Source organism: Niallia sp. RD1 (assembly GCF_024219955.1).
Lineage (GTDB): Bacteria > Bacillota > Bacilli > Bacillales > Cytobacillaceae > Niallia > Niallia alba.
On record NZ_CP100420.1, the window covers coordinates 4,840,613 to 4,858,352 of the forward strand.

Annotated in this window: 17 protein-coding genes; 9 read left to right on the forward strand and 8 right to left on the reverse strand. The window is 34.8% G+C overall.

Going from position 1 to position 17,740, the window contains the following annotated elements; genetic code table 11:
- Positions 1 to 45: 45 nt before the first annotated feature.
- Together NKG37_RS23390 and NKG37_RS23395 are read right to left on the reverse strand one after the other, a co-directional pair.
- Complete coding sequence (locus NKG37_RS23390; protein ID WP_254415412.1) at positions 46 to 1,263, reverse strand: MFS transporter; 1,218 nt, start codon at positions 1,261 to 1,263, stop codon at positions 46 to 48.
- A gap of 708 nt (positions 1,264 to 1,971) precedes the next feature.
- Positions 1,972 to 2,580 (reverse strand): superoxide dismutase, encoded by a 609-nt coding sequence (locus NKG37_RS23395; protein WP_016203007.1) that lies wholly within the window; start codon positions 2,578 to 2,580, stop codon positions 1,972 to 1,974.
- Positions 2,581 to 3,174: 594 nt separating this feature from the next.
- On the opposite strand from NKG37_RS23395, the gene NKG37_RS23400 reads away from it, so the two are divergent.
- Positions 3,175 to 3,870, forward strand: coding sequence for a Crp/Fnr family transcriptional regulator (locus tag NKG37_RS23400; RefSeq protein WP_254415413.1), 696 nt, complete (start codon positions 3,175 to 3,177; stop codon positions 3,868 to 3,870).
- Between the two features lie 404 nt (positions 3,871 to 4,274).
- Here the strand turns inward: NKG37_RS23400 and NKG37_RS23405 are convergent, their stop codons facing one another.
- Positions 4,275 to 4,754 carry a DUF456 domain-containing protein gene (locus tag NKG37_RS23405; protein WP_016203005.1) on the reverse strand — a complete coding sequence of 160 codons (480 nt, stop codon included), beginning with the start codon at positions 4,752 to 4,754 and terminating at the stop codon, positions 4,275 to 4,277.
- A 144-nt stretch (positions 4,755 to 4,898) separates the two neighbouring features.
- Between NKG37_RS23405 and NKG37_RS23410 the strand changes: the two genes are divergently transcribed.
- Positions 4,899 to 5,678: a DUF1189 domain-containing protein gene (locus NKG37_RS23410; RefSeq protein ID WP_254415414.1), complete on the forward strand. Its 780-nt coding sequence runs from the start codon at positions 4,899 to 4,901 to the stop codon at positions 5,676 to 5,678.
- A 185-nt stretch (positions 5,679 to 5,863) separates the two neighbouring features.
- On the opposite strand, the gene NKG37_RS23415 is transcribed toward NKG37_RS23410, so the two are convergent.
- On the reverse strand, positions 5,864 to 7,543 hold the full coding sequence (locus tag NKG37_RS23415; protein WP_254415415.1) for a methyl-accepting chemotaxis protein: 1,680 nt from the start codon (positions 7,541 to 7,543) through the stop codon (positions 5,864 to 5,866).
- Positions 7,544 to 7,723: 180 nt separating this feature from the next.
- On the opposite strand from NKG37_RS23415, the gene NKG37_RS23420 reads away from it, so the two are divergent.
- Together NKG37_RS23420 and ispG are read left to right on the forward strand one after the other, a co-directional pair.
- Complete coding sequence (locus NKG37_RS23420) at positions 7,724 to 8,044, forward strand: LysM peptidoglycan-binding domain-containing protein (protein ID WP_016203002.1); 321 nt, start codon at positions 7,724 to 7,726, stop codon at positions 8,042 to 8,044.
- A gap of 240 nt (positions 8,045 to 8,284) precedes the next feature.
- Entirely contained in the window at positions 8,285 to 9,400 is a 1,116-nt protein-coding gene (gene ispG, locus NKG37_RS23425) for a flavodoxin-dependent (E)-4-hydroxy-3-methylbut-2-enyl-diphosphate synthase (RefSeq protein WP_198013196.1), read from the forward strand.
- A gap of 89 nt (positions 9,401 to 9,489) precedes the next feature.
- Here ispG and NKG37_RS23430 read toward each other — a convergent pair whose 3' ends face one another.
- Complete coding sequence (locus NKG37_RS23430; protein WP_254415416.1) at positions 9,490 to 9,861, reverse strand: DUF4190 domain-containing protein; 372 nt, start codon at positions 9,859 to 9,861, stop codon at positions 9,490 to 9,492.
- Positions 9,862 to 10,029: 168 nt separating this feature from the next.
- Here NKG37_RS23430 and NKG37_RS23435 point away from each other — a divergent pair, with 168 nt between their 5' ends.
- Positions 10,030 to 10,608, forward strand: a complete 579-nt coding sequence (locus NKG37_RS23435; protein WP_212117051.1) for a 5' nucleotidase, NT5C type — start codon at positions 10,030 to 10,032, stop codon at positions 10,606 to 10,608.
- 62 nt (positions 10,609 to 10,670) lie between these two features.
- Here NKG37_RS23435 and NKG37_RS23440 read toward each other — a convergent pair whose 3' ends face one another.
- On the reverse strand, positions 10,671 to 11,084 hold the full coding sequence (locus NKG37_RS23440) for a zinc uptake transcriptional repressor Zur (protein WP_016202999.1): 414 nt from the start codon (positions 11,082 to 11,084) through the stop codon (positions 10,671 to 10,673).
- Positions 11,085 to 11,361: 277 nt separating this feature from the next.
- Between NKG37_RS23440 and NKG37_RS23445 the strand changes: the two genes are divergently transcribed.
- Positions 11,362 to 11,634: a DUF2624 family protein gene (locus tag NKG37_RS23445; protein ID WP_254415417.1), complete on the forward strand. Its 273-nt coding sequence runs from the start codon at positions 11,362 to 11,364 to the stop codon at positions 11,632 to 11,634.
- A 53-nt stretch (positions 11,635 to 11,687) separates the two neighbouring features.
- Here NKG37_RS23445 and NKG37_RS23450 read toward each other — a convergent pair whose 3' ends face one another.
- Positions 11,688 to 12,581, reverse strand: coding sequence for a deoxyribonuclease IV (locus NKG37_RS23450; RefSeq protein WP_254415418.1), 894 nt, complete (start codon positions 12,579 to 12,581; stop codon positions 11,688 to 11,690).
- Between the two features lie 20 nt (positions 12,582 to 12,601).
- A complete protein-coding gene (locus NKG37_RS23455) occupies positions 12,602 to 13,912 on the reverse strand; it encodes a DEAD/DEAH box helicase (RefSeq protein WP_254415419.1) in 1,311 nt (436 codons plus the stop codon).
- A 286-nt stretch (positions 13,913 to 14,198) separates the two neighbouring features.
- Between NKG37_RS23455 and vrrA the strand changes: the two genes are divergently transcribed.
- From vrrA to NKG37_RS23470, 3 genes are all read left to right on the forward strand, one after another.
- Positions 14,199 to 14,777 carry a VrrA/YqfQ family protein gene (vrrA, locus tag NKG37_RS23460; RefSeq protein WP_169188848.1) on the forward strand — a complete coding sequence of 193 codons (579 nt, stop codon included), beginning with the start codon at positions 14,199 to 14,201 and terminating at the stop codon, positions 14,775 to 14,777.
- Positions 14,778 to 15,130: 353 nt separating this feature from the next.
- Complete coding sequence (locus NKG37_RS23465) at positions 15,131 to 16,447, forward strand: ISLre2 family transposase (protein ID WP_254414845.1); 1,317 nt, start codon at positions 15,131 to 15,133, stop codon at positions 16,445 to 16,447.
- Positions 16,448 to 16,694: 247 nt separating this feature from the next.
- A complete protein-coding gene (locus NKG37_RS23470; protein WP_016202994.1) occupies positions 16,695 to 17,636 on the forward strand; it encodes a 4-hydroxy-3-methylbut-2-enyl diphosphate reductase in 942 nt (313 codons plus the stop codon).
- Positions 17,637 to 17,740 lie beyond the last annotated feature (104 nt).

Sequence of the window (17,740 nt, forward strand, 5' to 3'; positions counted from 1 at the left end):
TTAAAAGAGAAGAGGATCTGTAACTTTACAACAGATCCTCTCGGTTTAAGCAGCCTTCCATTTAATTTTTCGAGCGAAGAAATAAATCACAGAATGTCCACTTCCTAATATAAACAACAATACAGGAATTACTTTATTAGGGTTAAATATGCTGACACCAATAATGAAAACGAGCACTGATAATAGCCTTCCTAGATTCAGAAACAATTCTCTCACTACTATATATTCGATTCTCATTTCTCCTGCTTTCCAGCCTTTTCCGATTACATCAAAGGTCAGACTAGTATAGGGAACAAGAATTAATGGATAAGCAATGGCAATTGTTCCTGCATATATCAACAATTTCGCATAAGAAAAATCAAAAACGATAATAAACATTGAAAGGAATAACATAATTCCCCCAATTAAAATAGACTTATTCCGATTGTCATTTTTGATTGTCCTCGAAACAATATAATAGGCTATAAAGGAAATACCTGAATTAATTAACCCAAATTTACCTAAAGCTAATTCACTATCTGTAGCAATATAAACGAAGACAGTTATCATAAACGCGAAGACGCCTTCCCGTAAGCCTTGGAAAAAATGAGCATTCGTGATGAGTTTCCAATTATTATTATGTTTTCTCTCTTCAACAATTCTTTTAAAAAAATATTTGCCTTCTGCTGGCCTTCTTTTTAGAAAAAAACTAGAGACAACTGCTAGAAGAAAGAGACCTAGAGACATACCAAAAACAATCATATAACCTGTCGATTTTGTTAACTGGGAGATAATATATCCAGCAATCATTGGTCCAATCATTCCCGCAACCGAATTTAACAAGCCCAAAAAGCCATTAAAGAAATCTCTGGTTTCCGGTTCTGTCACTTCAAATGTTAAAACATTATAGGCTAGCCAATAAAATCCATTGCCAATTCCCAAAATTGCTCCAAGGACTAGAAGAAATGTTGATGCTTTATCTCCAATTAATAAAACGGTTAAATAAAAAATGGTAAGAAAGGCTACTCCAATTCGGAGTACAATCACCCGATCAATCTTCTTTGCCCATCTGCCTGCAAGTGTAAAGGTAAGTAGCTGCAGCAAGATAATAGCTAGGTTATACAAGCCTAAATCTCTGAATTCACCTGACTGTTTCCATAAAAACACGTTAACGAAAGTATTAGAAAGTGCTACACTGAGTGAATATAAGCCCCCTGTGAGCAACAATATTTTCAAGTCTTTTGTTAACTCTACATTACCTATTAATTTTCCTATTTTCATCATAGAAACTCCCCTTTGTTCTAGAGTAGTTTCTAACAAAATGAATTTCGTTATGCATTATATATAAAAACTAACAATTTCGAAAATAACATTAACAATGCTAAGACTTCTGAGGGAATGGTGCACAAAAAAGGGGCTGGGACAAAACTAGATAGCCAATCTGTAAAGACGAACAATCTCTAATTTATCTCTTAAATAAAGGTTCCTTTTATACAATGGTTATTTATGTTTTTAAATATAGTCAAGTGTAAAAACTAATTCGTTCCATTGCGCTACAGAAACACGATTCGCCGGGGAGCAACCTAAGCCTCCTCGGCTAAAGCCTGTGGGGTCTAAAGATTGCTCTACTTCCCGCAGGAGTCGAGTGTCTTCCGCTCCATTCCACTCCGTTTTTAAAGGCAATACCCTAAAAAATATTGTTTTTTTAGAAAAAATGAATTAGTAGGAAATATGGAGCAGCCTGAATACACGTAGACTCCTATGGGAGCTGCGAGAAAGTCCGAGACCCTGCAGGCCAGAGGCCGAAGCGGCTCGGCGCTCGCCCCATGGAAAGCGAAGTGTATTCAGGCTGCGGATATTAACACTAACTGTACTGAAACAACCTTTTATAAAACTAATAAAACCCGAACAACCATTTAGGATTCTTTGATAGTTGTTCGGGTTTATCTATGGCTGGAATACTTATGTCCCAGCCTCTTTATTTATTATTCATTATTTTGCAGCTGCAAAACGTTTTGCTACTTCATCCCAGTTAATAACATTGAAAAATGCACTAATGTATTCAGGACGACGGTTTTGATAATTTAAGTAGTATGCATGCTCCCAAACATCTAATCCTAATACAGGAGTTTTCCCTTCCATTAAAGGATTGTCTTGGTTTGGAGTGCTTGTTACTTCTAATTCTCCGTTATTTACAACTAGCCAAGCCCAACCTGAACCGAAGCGAGTTGTCGCAGCTTTTGAAAATTCTTCTTTAAAGTTTTCAAAGCTTCCAAACTTGCTGTCAATTGCAGCTGCTAAATCACCAGTTGGTTGATCGCCACCATTTGGAGAAATAACTTCCCAGAATAGAGAATGGTTAGCATGACCGCCACCGTTATTGCGAACTGCAGTGCGTGCTGCTTCTGGAACTGCATCAAGATTAGATACAAGCTCTTCTACTGTTTTAGAAAGTAATTCTTCATTTCCTTCTAATGCATTGTTTAAATTTGTAACATAAGTATTATGATGTTTCGTATGGTGAATGTTCATCGTTTCTTTATCGATGTGTGGTTCTAATGCGTCATAAGCGTAAGGTAATTGTGGTAATGAATAAGCCATGTCTAATTCCTCCTAATATTATATGTATTATTTTCTTCCCCTATAAGGTTTGTCCTATTCCGACAATTTATATATGAGAAGCCCTTTAATAATACATTATCAAATAAAGAACTTACTTTCAATCTATTTGCTTGAAAAGATTCCCTCTTTAAAATACCCATTTAATATAATTTTAAACACCGGCATACTAGGTTATTGGAGCTAAAAAAGGTGAAATCATTAATTGCTGTAATCTAAGAGTAGAATTGGCAATAATAAATGCGTATATATGCTTTTTTCCGCTTCATAAAAACCTTTTACTATAAGCAAAAATATTTATTCACATATCATTTTTCACTTTTCATTTTACCTCTAGTGATTAACATCACTTCTAAAATCTCTCCTATCTACAATATTACCCAGTCCATTAGAAGCTCTATTGAAATAAGTTCGATAAATTGTCATTTTTTCAATTTATCCTTTTGTATCAACGTTCCTAATACCAATAGAATCATTGCTATCTATACAAATTCCATTTTATCCCATTTGAAGATTGACAAATATTTCACAATGTTTTTTAATCAAGAAAAGAGGCTTATTAAGGAGTGCTTTCTTATGAATGAAGTGCAACTATCACTATATAGTTTATTAATACAACATTTTTTTGATATAGAAAAAATCGAACATATAAAAAAGGGAACTTTATTATTTCAGGAAAAAGATCCTGTGCAAAAAGTATATATTTTATTAAATGGAACCATTTCTCTTGGAAGAGTGCACGAGAAAGGCAAAGAATTTATCATGAAAATTCTCCATGATGAGGAATTATTAATAGAATACCAACTATTCAAACATTCTCCTAAATATTATTTCTTTGCTAAAAGCCTGACTGATTGTGATGTGCTCGCCATTGATCGAAAAGAATTTGAACAATTAGCATTAAAAGATCCTGTGCTCCTGACTTCCATTACAAGCTGGTTAAGTACCGGGTATTTAAAAGCACATATGAAATGCCAAGATCTTATTATGAACGGAAAAAAAGGTGGTCTTTATAGCATATTGATAAGATTATCTCATTCATTTGGAGTAAAAAATATGGAAGGAATTCTCATTGATATCCCCATCACCCATCAAGAGTTAGCAAACTTAACCTTTGGGACACGGGAAGTCATTCAACGAATATTAAAAGATTTAAGAGAAAGAGAAGTAATTGACTATAGCAATCAAAAAATTACGGCGAAAAACCTTGCCTATTTAAAAAGAGCAGTAGACTGCCAAAACTGTCCCGCCGAAATTTGTGGATTAAATTAAAAAGAATAAGGCTGGGACATAAGTATTTTTAACCAAATAACCCCGGACGATTATACGTACATGCAAAAAAAATGTTCGTATAATCGTCCGGGGTTTTATTCATTTTAAGAAAGAAGGTTTGTGGTGATCACCCGCAGACTGAATACACTTCGTATTTCCTACTAATTATATTTTTTTTATAAAAATGATGGATCGAAACAATCTTTTAAAATGGAGTGAAAAGAAGCAAGGACACTCAACTCCTGCGGGAAGTAGAGCAATCTATAGACCCCACAGGCTTTAGATTGCTCCCCAGCGCATAGAGTGTCTGCAGCGTAATGGAACGAGTTGGTTTCGCTACTAAATGAGAAATCGTTCGTCTTTATCTATAATATAATTTATTTTGTCCCAGCCTCTGGTTCCTTTTATATTTTTAGGAAAAAATAAACAATCATGATTGCCTGGATTAGTCCCTTTGTCACTACACTACTGAGAAATCCAATTAATGAGCCTACTCCAATTTTAAGTGCATTTTTCCAATTAGTCTTACTAACAATAAGCTCAGCCAGAACAGCTCCTATAAATGGACCGAGAAGGATTCCAATTACCGGGATTACAAAAGGTCCTACGAGTAAACCTATCGTACTGCCCCAAATACCAGCCTTGGTACCGCCAAATTTCTTAACACCTATCCAATTGGATATAGAATCTGCAAAAAATAATAGAATGACAAACATTCCTTGGATGACCCAAAATAGTATAGTAAGTTCTTCAAATGAAAAAAATAGTCCATACAAAAGGTATCCTGCCAAAATGAACAGCACGCTTGGAATGATTGGATAAATCAGTCCTATAAACGCGATAATGAATAAAACGCTAATAATAATCCAATAAATAATATCCATAACGTTCCCCTTTTCTTCTGTCTAATATAACATATCCCTGCCTCATGTTTATCATACTTTTTTATGCAAATCAAATGCTCGGACTTGTATCTATTGGTTGTAAAAAGATACAATAAGGATGAAACTTTTGAAGGATGTGTCAGAATGAATATTTTTAAGCAGTTTTATCGAAGCCTCTATTCTCCAAAAGATATAGCAAGCTTCCGTTTTCAAGGTATCGGAAAGACCATTATTTATTTGGTGCTATTAACCATTATTGCATCACTACCTAATTTATATTATTTAAATAAAGGTATTAATGAAGCAATACATACCTTTAGTGTAACGATGGAAGAAGAAGTTCCTTCTTTTACAATAAGTGATAATACACTCCATACAGATAATGATAAAGAACCAACTATTATTGAGAAACCTGATTTAACCATTATTGTGGATTCTTCTGGAACCTATGATCATGCGAAAATTAATTCTTATGGAAATACCGTAGCCCTTTTAAAAAATGAATTCGTAATTGTAAGGTCTGGACAGGCTCAAACATTTGATTATTCTTCTTTTGGGAATATCTCCTTAACAAATGAGGAGCTTATTGAATTTATTCAAACGATGGATTCATTAGCCTATGTGTTTATTATTATTTTAGTGGTTATCTATATCTTGTTCATGCTTATTTACAAAGTCTTGCAAACACTCGTACTTGCTATGTTCGGCAGCTTTTTCTCCAAGATTTTTGGCAGAACATTAACGTTTGCACAGTGCTGGAAAATAACTGTATATAGCACAACTATTCCCGTTATTTTCTTTGCTATTATGGACTGTTTACAAACACTTGTTCCTAGTGGTTATTTATTAAATTGGTTTATTAGCTTATTCCTTGTTTGCTTAGCTATTAAAGAAGTTCAACCGGAAAAACCTCTCCAACCTTAAATGTCCTATACAACATTAAAAAGCAAAAACTATCTACATGTAGTTTTTGCTTTTTATATAAAAGGTTGTTTTCATAACGTAAACTAACCATTCAGACCTATACGGACAGTTGATCTCCTACCCTTCTTCTTCGAATTTTCATAAGCTTAGATTAGGGTCTTACTGTCCGTTAAGAGCGGGATAAATTAATTATCTTTTTGTTCATCCATCTTTATGTTTTCCTCAAGTTTCGCCACTAGCTTCGAAAGTCTGGAACTTATATCTGCATTTACCTGAATACTATCCTGTTGTATTTCGCCTATCTTCTTCATTTCATCTGAACTTGCAAGGGTTTGTTGACTTATCGATGTAACATGTAACGTACTATGCTCCATTTTTGGAAAAAATGCTTGTAGCTCATATAGTAAATAATGATTATCTTTTAATCCTTCATTGACGAGAGAAATTCCCTGTAATAACTGATTAAAAGAAACGGTAGCCTTATTAGCTAATTCATCACTTTTCGCAAAATTAAGTTGGATATCTTCTAAATCGGTTGATGATTTTTGTATGATATGATCCATATCAAGTGTGAAAGCTTTAATATCTTCCGCTGATTTTGATGATAAAACAGCAAGTTTTTTCACTTCATTGGCAACCACCGCAAATCCTTTCCCCTGGATGCCAGCCCTTGCTGCTTCTAAAGTTGCATTTAAAGCTAAAAGTTTTGTTTGTTCAGCAAGTCCCTTTATATCTTCTACTACATTTTTTATTGATAAAGCGTGTTTATTCAATAAATCATTATTACTATATATAACCGTCACTTTGTCTTGCAGCAAATGTTGACTAGCAAATAAATTATTCATATTTTCTTCACCTAGTATTGCAGCACGATTCATTTTTTCTGTATGCTCATTTATTTTTTGGCTGCTCTCTTCAATTTGCTCACTTAATGCTTTCATCTCTTGAAAAACAGTTATATTATGTTCTGAACTAACAGCGGTTTGCTCCGCTCCATTTTTTACGGCACTAATCATCTCAGAAAGTGTTACACCACTTTCAATCATCTGCTGTGCTTCCATTTGTAAAATATTATTCGTTTTAGCTAAATGAGTACTAGTAGCATGCATATCTGATAAAAGAAGTTTTAATCTCTTTATTAATAAATTATAACTATTAATTAACGAGTTGATTTCTGGAATAGACGTTTTTATTGACGTAACTTCTGCTAATTGACCATCTCTTGCTACTCTCATAATTTCTCGCAATTTTAATAGTGGGCTAACCATTGTTTTAACAAAAAGAAGAATAACAATTGCTATAATGACAATACTCAATACCGAAAAGAGCAATAAACTATTTTTTAACTGATTAACATTATGTAAGTATTCTTCTTGTGGAATTACTAATAAATAAATCCCTTTTAACTCTTGAATGTGTTGAAAGGCTACTGTATATGTTTGACCATTCCACTTTGTCTCTAATACGCCTGCTTCTAATTTTTTTACTTTTTGAATAAAGGAATCCTCCCACTTGAACTGGGAAGTCTGACTTACTTTAAATGGCTTAACTTCAGCTTCTGAGAGCAAAAAGAAGGAAGCATTTAACCCTTCTTTAGCAAAACTAGCATCTTGGTCTCTAATTATTTGTTCCATTTTTGATTGAAATTTCTCTTCCTGTCCAACATACATTAGCATTGTATTTTGGGCCATTACATAAATAGTACTGGTTTCCTTCTCTAATCTTTCATGCATCATCTTAATTGTCATCTTTTCAGAACTGTTAATGGAGATAAAAGTTAAAATCAAAATGGTAATAATAAATAAAGGCAAAATAAAAAGAAATAACCGATTTTGTATAGAAAGCTTGTCCTTAATTTTTTTCATCCAGCTGTCCCCCCTAGTCAACATTGTCACAAATATTTATTAAGGACATGTAAAGATTAGGTAATTTAATATTAATTTTCATGACTATTTACCCACCCCTACTTTCCTATACTCTTAATTTGTTCTAAACCTTATTGGACAAGCATATATTTTGTTATAACTAGTTTAGGGGGATTTAGGATGAAAAGGTTTTTTATTACCTTTGCTATTTTAATTACAATTTATGTCATCTATATTGATCTAAACGAAGGGACACTTTCCTCCAACCAAGAACAAGAACCTACAATAGAAGTACAGGGCACCCCTCAGGATTCATCCTTATATTTTGAACAAACAGTTCAATCTGGCGATACCGTCCTTTCGATTATCGAACAATATTCCACTGGCGGTCTATCTGTTAGTCTTGAGACAGTTGTAACTGATTTTCAAAAATTAAATGATGGGCTCAAACCTGAGGACATACAAATTGGAAAAACATATTTATTCCCAATATATAAATAAACATAAAAACAATCTTCCGAAAATAATCTATTTTGAGGAAGTTTTTTTATATTCTCTTGTACATAAAAGCTTTTCCCTTTAGTAGTAGGTTTCCCAGTAAAAAGCCAATTCACTTTTTCAGCAAGTTTCTTGTCAATATCAATGATTCATTGTTACAATAGGTAAGGATATCAAGATTAAATAAAAAGCTAATTATTTTGGCTTGTCCAATATAAAAGGAGAGAATCACCCTTGAGTGAAATTATACATCGTACAAAAACCCGTCCAATTAAAGTTGGTAACTTAACAATTGGGGGAAGTAATGAACTATTTATTCAAAGTATGACAACTACAAAAACCCATGATGTTGAGGCAACAGTTGCCGAAATTAAACGTTTAGAAGAAGCTGGCTGTCAGGTCGTCCGAGTAGCATGTCCAGATGAACGTGCTGCAGAAGCCATTAGTGACATTAAAAAACAAATCAATATACCACTAGTAGTGGATATCCATTTCGATTATCGTTTAGCCTTAAAAGCAATTGAAGGCGGAGCAGATAAGATACGAATCAACCCAGGTAATATTGGGAAAAGAGAAAAAGTGGAAGCGGTTGTGAAAGCTGCGAAGGCAAAAGGAATTCCTATTCGAATTGGTGTTAATGCTGGTTCTTTAGAGAAGAAAATTTTGGAGAAATATGGTTATCCAACTGCTGATGGAATGGTCGAGAGTGCTCTTCACCACATAAAAATATTAGAAGACCTTGATTTTCATGATATTATCGTTTCCATGAAAGCTTCTGATGTTAACTTAGCGATTGAAGCATATGAAAAAGCTGCAAAAGCATTTGACTATCCTTTACATTTAGGTATAACGGAATCTGGAACATTATTTGCTGGTACTGTTAAGAGTGCTGCTGGCTTAGGCGCTATTTTAAGTAAAGGAATTGGTAATACATTACGTATTTCCTTAAGTGCTGATCCTGTTGAAGAAGTAAAAGTTGCCAGAGAACTGTTGAAATCATTCGGACTCTCTTCCAATGCAGCAACGTTAATTTCTTGTCCTACTTGCGGACGAATTGAAATCGACCTAATTAGTATTGCAAACGAAGTAGAAGAATACATCTCTACCATAAAAGCACCGATTAAAGTTGCTGTTCTTGGCTGTGCCGTAAATGGTCCAGGGGAAGCAAGAGAAGCTGATATAGGTATTGCTGGTGCCCGTGGAGAAGGATTACTATTCCGCAAAGGTAAAATAGTCCGTAAAGTTCCAGAGGAAACAATGGTAGAAGAATTGAAAAAAGAAATTGATGCAATCGCTGAGGAATATTTTGCGAAAAAAGCAGCAGAGGAAAAGGAAGATGGCACTGTTGTGCAACCATAATTAGCCAACAGAGAAAGCTTTTCTATTCTAATTAGAAAATCTAACCTCCACAATGAGAGGTTAGATTTTTTTTGATTCCCCACTTATCGTTAAAAGAATGGGGCGATAAATATTCCTATAATAATGGAGATTGCCCCTAGTGAAATAGCCCATGTCCCAAGCGCACTTGCTCCCCTGCTTCTAGCGACGAATCCTAATACTATCCCGACAATCCCTAATATAATAGGCATTACAAATAAAGACAAGATAGAAATCAGCAACGCCGTAATACCAATCCCTTTTCCACCTACTACTTCCCTATCTCTCCCAACATCAGAGGTCACTGGACGAGTTGTAGCATTATATGTCATTGGAGGTGTTATTTCTGCTGATGTTTCTTCCAAGTAATCAACAGGTGTTCCAGTTCGCTCTCTATCTTGAAAATCGTGACTGTATCCTTTATTGCTATTTTGATCTGGCATGATGATCCCTCGCTTTCTTTAATAGGAGCATTTATTATCATCACCAAATTCATTGCTACTATGTCTGTTAATGTTTTACATGATATCCTCCTTTTTTAATGCTTTGCTTTTCCAAATCATTATTATTTGATAAGCTAGATAAGAACAACATTGGAAAAGGAGCAAAAAATGAAAAAATTGCGATTTGGAATCGATATTGATGGAACAGTAACAAGCCCTGCTACATTTGTTCCCTTTTTAAACGAAAGCTTTCAGTTAAATATCACATTAGAAGATATCGTACAATATGAATTTTATCCATTAGTGAATGTATCTAATGAAGAATTTGACAATTGGTTTGTAGAAAATGAAGCAAGAATTTATACAGCATCACCGCTTGCTGAAGGAGCAAATATTGTCCTTCAAAAATGGGCAAAACAACATGAGCTAATATTTATTAGCGCAAGAGGCGAAGGAATGCTGGAGCTAACAAAAGAATGGTTTATTAATCATGGAATTAGTTTTGATTATATTGAATTAATTGGTTCCCATCATAAAATAGCTGCCGCCAAAAAACAGAAGGTCGATATATTTTTTGAAGATAAACACGATAATGCTGTAATGCTTCATGAAGAATTAGGCATTCCAGTTATTCTCTTTGACACACCTTATAATAGAAAGCCGATCCCTAAAGGAGTTAAACGGGTAACTACATGGAATGAAGCGTATGAGTGGGTGGAAGAATGGGCAAAGTCTTCTGTAAAGTAAATATTTATGGGAAAATTACCATCAAAAAACGAAGCGATATCTTTAAGATATGCTTCGTTTTTTTAATTTCGACACTCTGGACATTTACCGTATATTTCAAATTTATGACCAGAAACATCGTAGCCTTTTAAATTTTCTGCTAGTTCTTCCATTGGGCAAGTAATAATTTCTTTTGTTTTTCCACAGTCTAAGCAAATGAAATGATGGTGGTGATGATGGTGAGAACAAGTAAAACGAAAATGTTTTTCTCCATTTAACTCTGTCATTTCAAATATATCTAATTCTTCAAATAAGGATAAATTACGGTATATCGTATCAAAGCTTAATCCTGGATAATCATCCTTTAATGCTTCTAATACATCTTTTGCTGTTAAATATTTATTTTCATTAGAAAATAAAGCTAATATATCTTCTCGTTTGTCTGTATGTTTATATCCTTTTTCCTTTAAGATATCGAGTGCACTTTGAACATTCATTTTCTCCACCTCATTTCTGCTTCATTTTTCATAATAGTAATTATACGTTAATCTTTTGGAGAAAAAATCCGGGTCTTTTTCCGCTCCAATATTAACAGCCATACAATATTAAGCAAATAAAAAATCTATAGTAATCATTACGATTTATTAGCTCTAACGGTTCAGAATCAGTATACAAGAACGATTGATTATTGTAAAGACATCTTCATTTTTATAGGATAAAATAAAGAAACCAAAAAAAATTAGCACATTTTTAACCCTCCCCTCATATGTTAGAATGGGGAGTGATGACATGAAAATTTTTGAAAACATAATCAATCACAAAATAAACAACATAACCTCTACTGAATTACTGAAATACAGCAAACAATTCAAAATTAAGATTACAAATGAGGAAGCTGTAAAGCTTGCTAATCACCTTAATGGTCGAAAAGTAAATATTTTCAAACCTAATGAACGCGCACAGTTAATCAGAGAGGTAGCTAAACTAACAAGTCCTGCTACAGCAAAGGAACTAAACGATTTATTTAATTTATTTGCAGAGCAGTAAACTAGGATACTTAACTTACTATTTGAAATAAAAAACGCTCGAATGAGCGTTTTTTAACTTTGTAAGATTTCCTGCAATAAGTTTTCATTAAATGCTTTATTTTTAATCATGGCGATTTCATGCTTATAAGGTGCTTTTTTATTCGTTTTATCAGTACCAACATATGGAGTTTCCAATATTTTAGGAACATCTTCTAGTTGTGGATGATGAACAATTTTCACTAATGATTCAAAACCGATTTTACCGTAACCAATATTCTCATGTCTATCTTTTCTGGCACCAAGGATATTTTTGCTATCGTTAATATGCAATACTTTTAATTTATCGATTCCTACGATTCGATCGAATTCTTGTAATACCCCTTCAAAATCTTCTACAATATTGTATCCAGCATCATGGGTATGGCATGTATCAAAGCATACGGATAATTTATCATTATGTGTAACGCCATCCATAATCATTGCTAACTCTTCAAAAGTACAGCCACATTCAGATCCTTTTCCAGCCATTGTTTCAAGGGCGATTTGCAAGTTTTCATTTCCTGTCAGCACTTCATTTAAGCCTTCAATAATCCTTTTAATGCCTACTTCTGCTCCAGCTCCTACATGGGCACCTGGGTGAAGCACAATCTGTCTTGCTCCTAATGCTTCTGTTCTTTCTATCTCACTGCGTAGAAAGTTTACGCCCAATTCGAAAGTAGCTGGGTTCGTAGTATTAGCAATATTAATAATATATGGTGCATGAACGATGATATCTTCAATCCCGTTTTGCTCCATATGCAGTTGTCCTGCAGCAATATTTAAGTCTTCTATTTTCTTTCTTCTTGTATTTTGGGGTGCACCTGTATAGATCATGAAAGTATTTGCCCCATAGGAGACTGCTTCTTCACTTGCTCCTAACAACATTTTTTTTCCGCTCATTGATACATGTGAACCAATTTTCAACAACCTACTCACTCCTCTTTTCCTTATTTTTTTCTACTCTTAATTCTTTTTTCTCTCTTTTTAATCGTTTCTACTTGTTGCTGCATTTTCTTCTTATAACCAGGCTTTACCTTTTTCGGCTTTTTGACAAGCGATTTAGCCTTTAAGTCAATTTCATCTACTTGCCTTTTGCGATTTTTACGGCGGTTACGATCTTCTAACTCAACCCATTCACCTTTCTTAAGATCCATATGCTTAAATTCTACACCGAGTTTTTCTAATTGATTTAACTTGTCTTCATCAGACGTCTCATAAATAGTTAAAGCAATTCCGGAATAACCTGCTCTTGCTGTTCTTCCTACACGGTGTACATAAAAATCTAAGTCTGTCGGCAACTCATAATTGATAACATGACTGATTCCTTTTATATCAATTCCTCTTGCTGCTAAATCTGTTGCCACAATGTATTGGAATTCTAAATCAAGAATTTGCTTCATTACTTTTTTGCGTTCACGCGGTGTTAAGCCACCATGAAGTCTAGCCACTTTAAGTCCTTTGTTTGATAGACCATTAGCAACTTCATCACACATTTGCTTTGTATTGGTAAATACAATTGCAAGATAAGGATTAAAACTAATTAATGCTTCATATACAGTTGTAATTTTATCTCGATGTCTAGAAGGAATTAAAATATGTTCAATTTTTGCTGCTGTTAATTGCTTTGGCTCTATATGAACATACGTTGGGTTTTCTAAATATTTCTTTAAGAATGGTTTTAATTTCTCAGGAATAGTTGCTGAGAATACAAACATACTTAAATCCTTTGGCATTTTTGCTGCAATTTGATCAACATCTTCGATAAAGCCCATATCAAGCATTAGGTCTGCCTCATCGACAATTAGAATTTTTGCTGTATGCACAAATAACGCTTGTTCTTTGACAAGATCATTAATTCTTCCTGGTGTACCAACAACAATCTGTGGCTGCGTTTTTAACTTTTCTATCGAACGCTGTTTATCTGTTCCACCGATAAATAGGCGTGATGTAATTGGCTGTTCTGAATGCTTAATAATTTTCAAAATTTCTTGATTGATTTGATTAGCTAATTCTCTAGTAGGTGCCGTAATAACTGCTTGTACTGCTTGCTTCTCCACATTAATTTTTTGAATGATTGGCAAAATATATGAATGAGTTTTACCAGTTCCTGTTTGTGATTGACCAATCGCACTCTCGCCTTTTAAAACAAGGGGAATTATTTTCTGCTGAATTTCAGTAGGCTCATAAAAACCTAATTCATAAATTGCATCTATAATAAATGGTTTTAATTCGTATTGTTTAAATTGATTATTACTCATATATAAAACTCCTTAATAGCCAGATAAATGAGTGTGCACAGATTTGACATTTATCTATAGCTCTTTTGTCCATCATTTAATTATAATAAAAATTTGCTTAAAAGGCTATAACGAGTGCCCTTTTTATTTTTTCCAATACCATTGAATCAATAAATTGCTTATTATCCCTAATTCTAGCTTTTATCTTAACCGACGCAGCTATCCATTATTTCTTTGTAAAACCTAAACATATTGATATCTAATGCATATTCTATAAAGTAGTATTAGTGAAAGGAGGCGTTTTTATATGATGCCACCAAGGCAACGGGGACCGTTCCAAGGACCACCAATGGGCGGTAGAATGCAAGGAATGAGAGGTCCAACTAACTTTCCTGGAGGCGCTATGGGCAGAAGTGGAGCGTCTAGCAGAGGGAGTGGGAGTGGCGGCGGATTATTATCCAAATTACTTGGAGGAGGCAATAATGCTGCAGGAGCTGCTACAAACGCAAGTACTAGAAGTGCAGCATCTGCAGGCGGAGGGTTGTTAAAGACTTTAACTAACCCTTCATCCATAAATGGATTTTTAGCAAATTCTCAAAAGTTTCTTAATACCGCAAGTCAACTTGGTCCAATGATTAATCAATATGGACCAATGGTAAAAAACATCCCTGCTATTTGGAAAATGTACAGAGGATTAACGAGCTCAAGTAAAGAAACAGACGAATTAGAAGTATCGGAACAAACAACAGATAAAGTAAAAAGTGAAAAACCAGCAAAAAAACCAAAGAAGCAAACAAATGCAATTGATGATCAACTAGATGATTTTGAAATTGATTTAGCACCGGAAAAGCCTACAGGTGCCCCTAAGCCAAAATTATATGTGTAAGTACTTCTGACCTTACAAGCAATAACCAATAAATCGATTCAGACTCAAGGTTTCTTACAATACCTTTTTTAATGAATCTATATTGGCTTTCACCTTGTTTGGTCAGTATTTTTTTAAATATTTTTATGTGGTCTTTTTTCCAGACACGTATGAGTAAAATGTTTGTGGGAGAATAAATATCCTTTTTGTCTAGTTGGGGGACGAGTCCCCCAACTAGACAAAAAGGCCACCAAGCGAAAGCGCGGTAGCTGGAAAAAATTAAGTATTAAAAAAGAGAGCTTCCTTTTGTAAAGTAGAGTTTGACTAGAAAACTACGAAAAGGAGAGGCTCTCATGAATCAATGTAACATAAAAATGCCATCATTAAAAGAATTGGAAAAAACTTTATTTCGAACACTACAAATGACGTTTCAAGAAATCCTTATTCAAACGTTAGAAAATTGGGATCAAGAGATTGCCAAGCAACGAGACAAAAGAAGATTTGCTTTACGTGATAAACGAGAAATACGATTAGATACAGCGTTTGGAGCTGTGGAGCTGAAGCGTAATTATTATTTTGATCGTGTGACTAAAAAATATATTTGTCTATTAGATCACTATTTACAGTTTCAGGGGAATAAGGGATTTAGTCCGCTACTAGAAGAATGGGGGTTAGAACTAGCGACGAATGGCTCCTCCTATCGAAAGGCGGTGGAAACGTTCGAACAATTTTTAGGCTATTCGGCGATGAGCCACGAAGCATTACGGCAACATCTTCTTCAAACAAGCGTACTTCCCGCTAAGGAAAAACGCCCTTTTCAAAAGGTATTGTTTGTCGAAGTAGATGGATTATATGTGAAGAGTCAAGAAAAGAAAAAGCGTGGATGGGAGTTGAAATTCGCCGCTGTACACGAGGGATGGAAAGAAAACGGAAAGCGAATCAGGCTCCGAAATAAAAGGCATTTTCTTTATGAAGGAAAAGAACCCTTTTGGGAAGCCTTTGAAACGTTCTTACAGAATCATTATGCGTATGATCCTACCCAAACCTTGCTTATTATTAATGGTGATGGAGCAGGCTGGATAACGGCATGTCGGGAGTATTTTCGGGAACGCGCCTTTTTCACCATGGATCGTTTTCATGTCGCTCGTTCGATGAAGCAACTAATGAAGAGCCATCCTCGATACCGCTACATGAAAAGAGCGTTAAGAAACTACCAGGTAGAAACATTACTTCTAGAGTTGAATAGCGCAGTAGGAACAATGGATACACCAGAAAAAGAAGAAAAACTAGAGCATTTCCTTGCCTTTTTAACGCATCATCAGGAAACCATAAAAGATTACCGTAGTTGGTTACAGGAAAAAGGTGTGGACACGACAGCGTATCGTCCAATGGGAAGTGCAGAGGCGATGATGAATCAATTAGCCAAACGATTAAAGAATGGAAGAGCATGGAGCAAAAAAGGAGTCATGAGCATGGCGCGCTTGTGGATTGGATTGAAGGATGACCTATCCATCCAAACGATATATGGGAAATGGGAAAAAGCCACGGAAAAATCAAAGAAAGAGCATCGAGCGAAAAGAAAAATACCCACAAAATTAGTAACAGAAACCGTGCGTCAGAACATGCCATACTTAAATCAAGCGATTGGAAAACCCGTTCACTTTGCCTTACAGGGATTAAAAGGTTTTTAAAAAATGAGAGAATCAACAGTTGGAAGAACAAAACCAATTGGAAAGCGGATACAAACTTAGAGGTTTTACTTTATAAAAAAGGGAGCTAAAAAAACTCCCACAAAAACTTGACTCAATCTCCAGACACATATACTTTGTAAACCTCTCGTATGTTATATATAATAGACATGTTACATTATTTAAGAAATATTAGTACATTTACTTAATATATTTGTTTATAGAAGTATCGTGCAGGAGGAATCGGAGAATGAAAGTCATAAAAATTGCACCAAGAGGGTATTGCTATGGAGTTGTCGATGCTATGGTAATTGCGCGAAATGCTGCTTTAGATAAAACATTGCCTCGTCCTATCTACATTCTAGGGATGATTGTTCACAATAAACATGTAACAGATGCATTTGAAGAAGAAGGTATTATCACTTTAGATGGTCAAAATAGAAAAGAAATTTTAGAAAAAGTAGATTCTGGAACAGTCATCTTCACTGCGCATGGTGTATCTCCAGAGGTTCGCAAAATAGCAGCAGAAAAAGGGTTAGTAACGTTGGATGCTACTTGCCCAGATGTAACAAAAACACATGATTTGATTAAAGAAAAGGTCAAAGAGGGTTACTATATTATTTATATAGGGAAAAAAGGACATCCTGAACCAGAGGGGGCCGTTGGTGTTGCTCCACATGCAGTATCATTGGTAGAAACACTTGAAGATGTTAGCAGCTTAGAAATTAATCAAGATAAAATTCTTGTGACAAACCAAACAACGATGAGTCAATGGGATGTTGCTGATTTAATGGAGAATATTAAGAAAAATTTCCCGCAGGCTGAATTCCATAAAGAAATCTGCTTAGCAACACAAGTAAGACAAGAAGCGGTTGCAAAACAGGCAGGAGAAGCTGACGTATTAATTGTTGTTGGCGATCCAAAGAGCAATAACTCCAATCGTTTAGCACAAGTTTCTGAAGAAATTGCCCATACGGCTGCATATCGTATTGCAGACATTTCAGAACTCAAACTAGAATGGTTAAAAGACGCAAGCAGTGTTGCAGTAACAGCTGGTGCATCGACTCCAACCCCTATTACAAAAGAGGTTATAAATTTTCTGGATCAATATGATCCAACAGACGAAAGTACATGGCAGTTCGAAAAGAAAGTTCCTTTAAATAAGATTTTACCAAAAGTTAAGGTAAAATAATCTTTGAAGAGGATGTTTCTATAAAGTTTGTTGCAATCACCCGTAGCCTGAATACACTTAACGCTCCATGGAGCGCAAGCTGTATTCAGGCTGCTCTGTTTTTC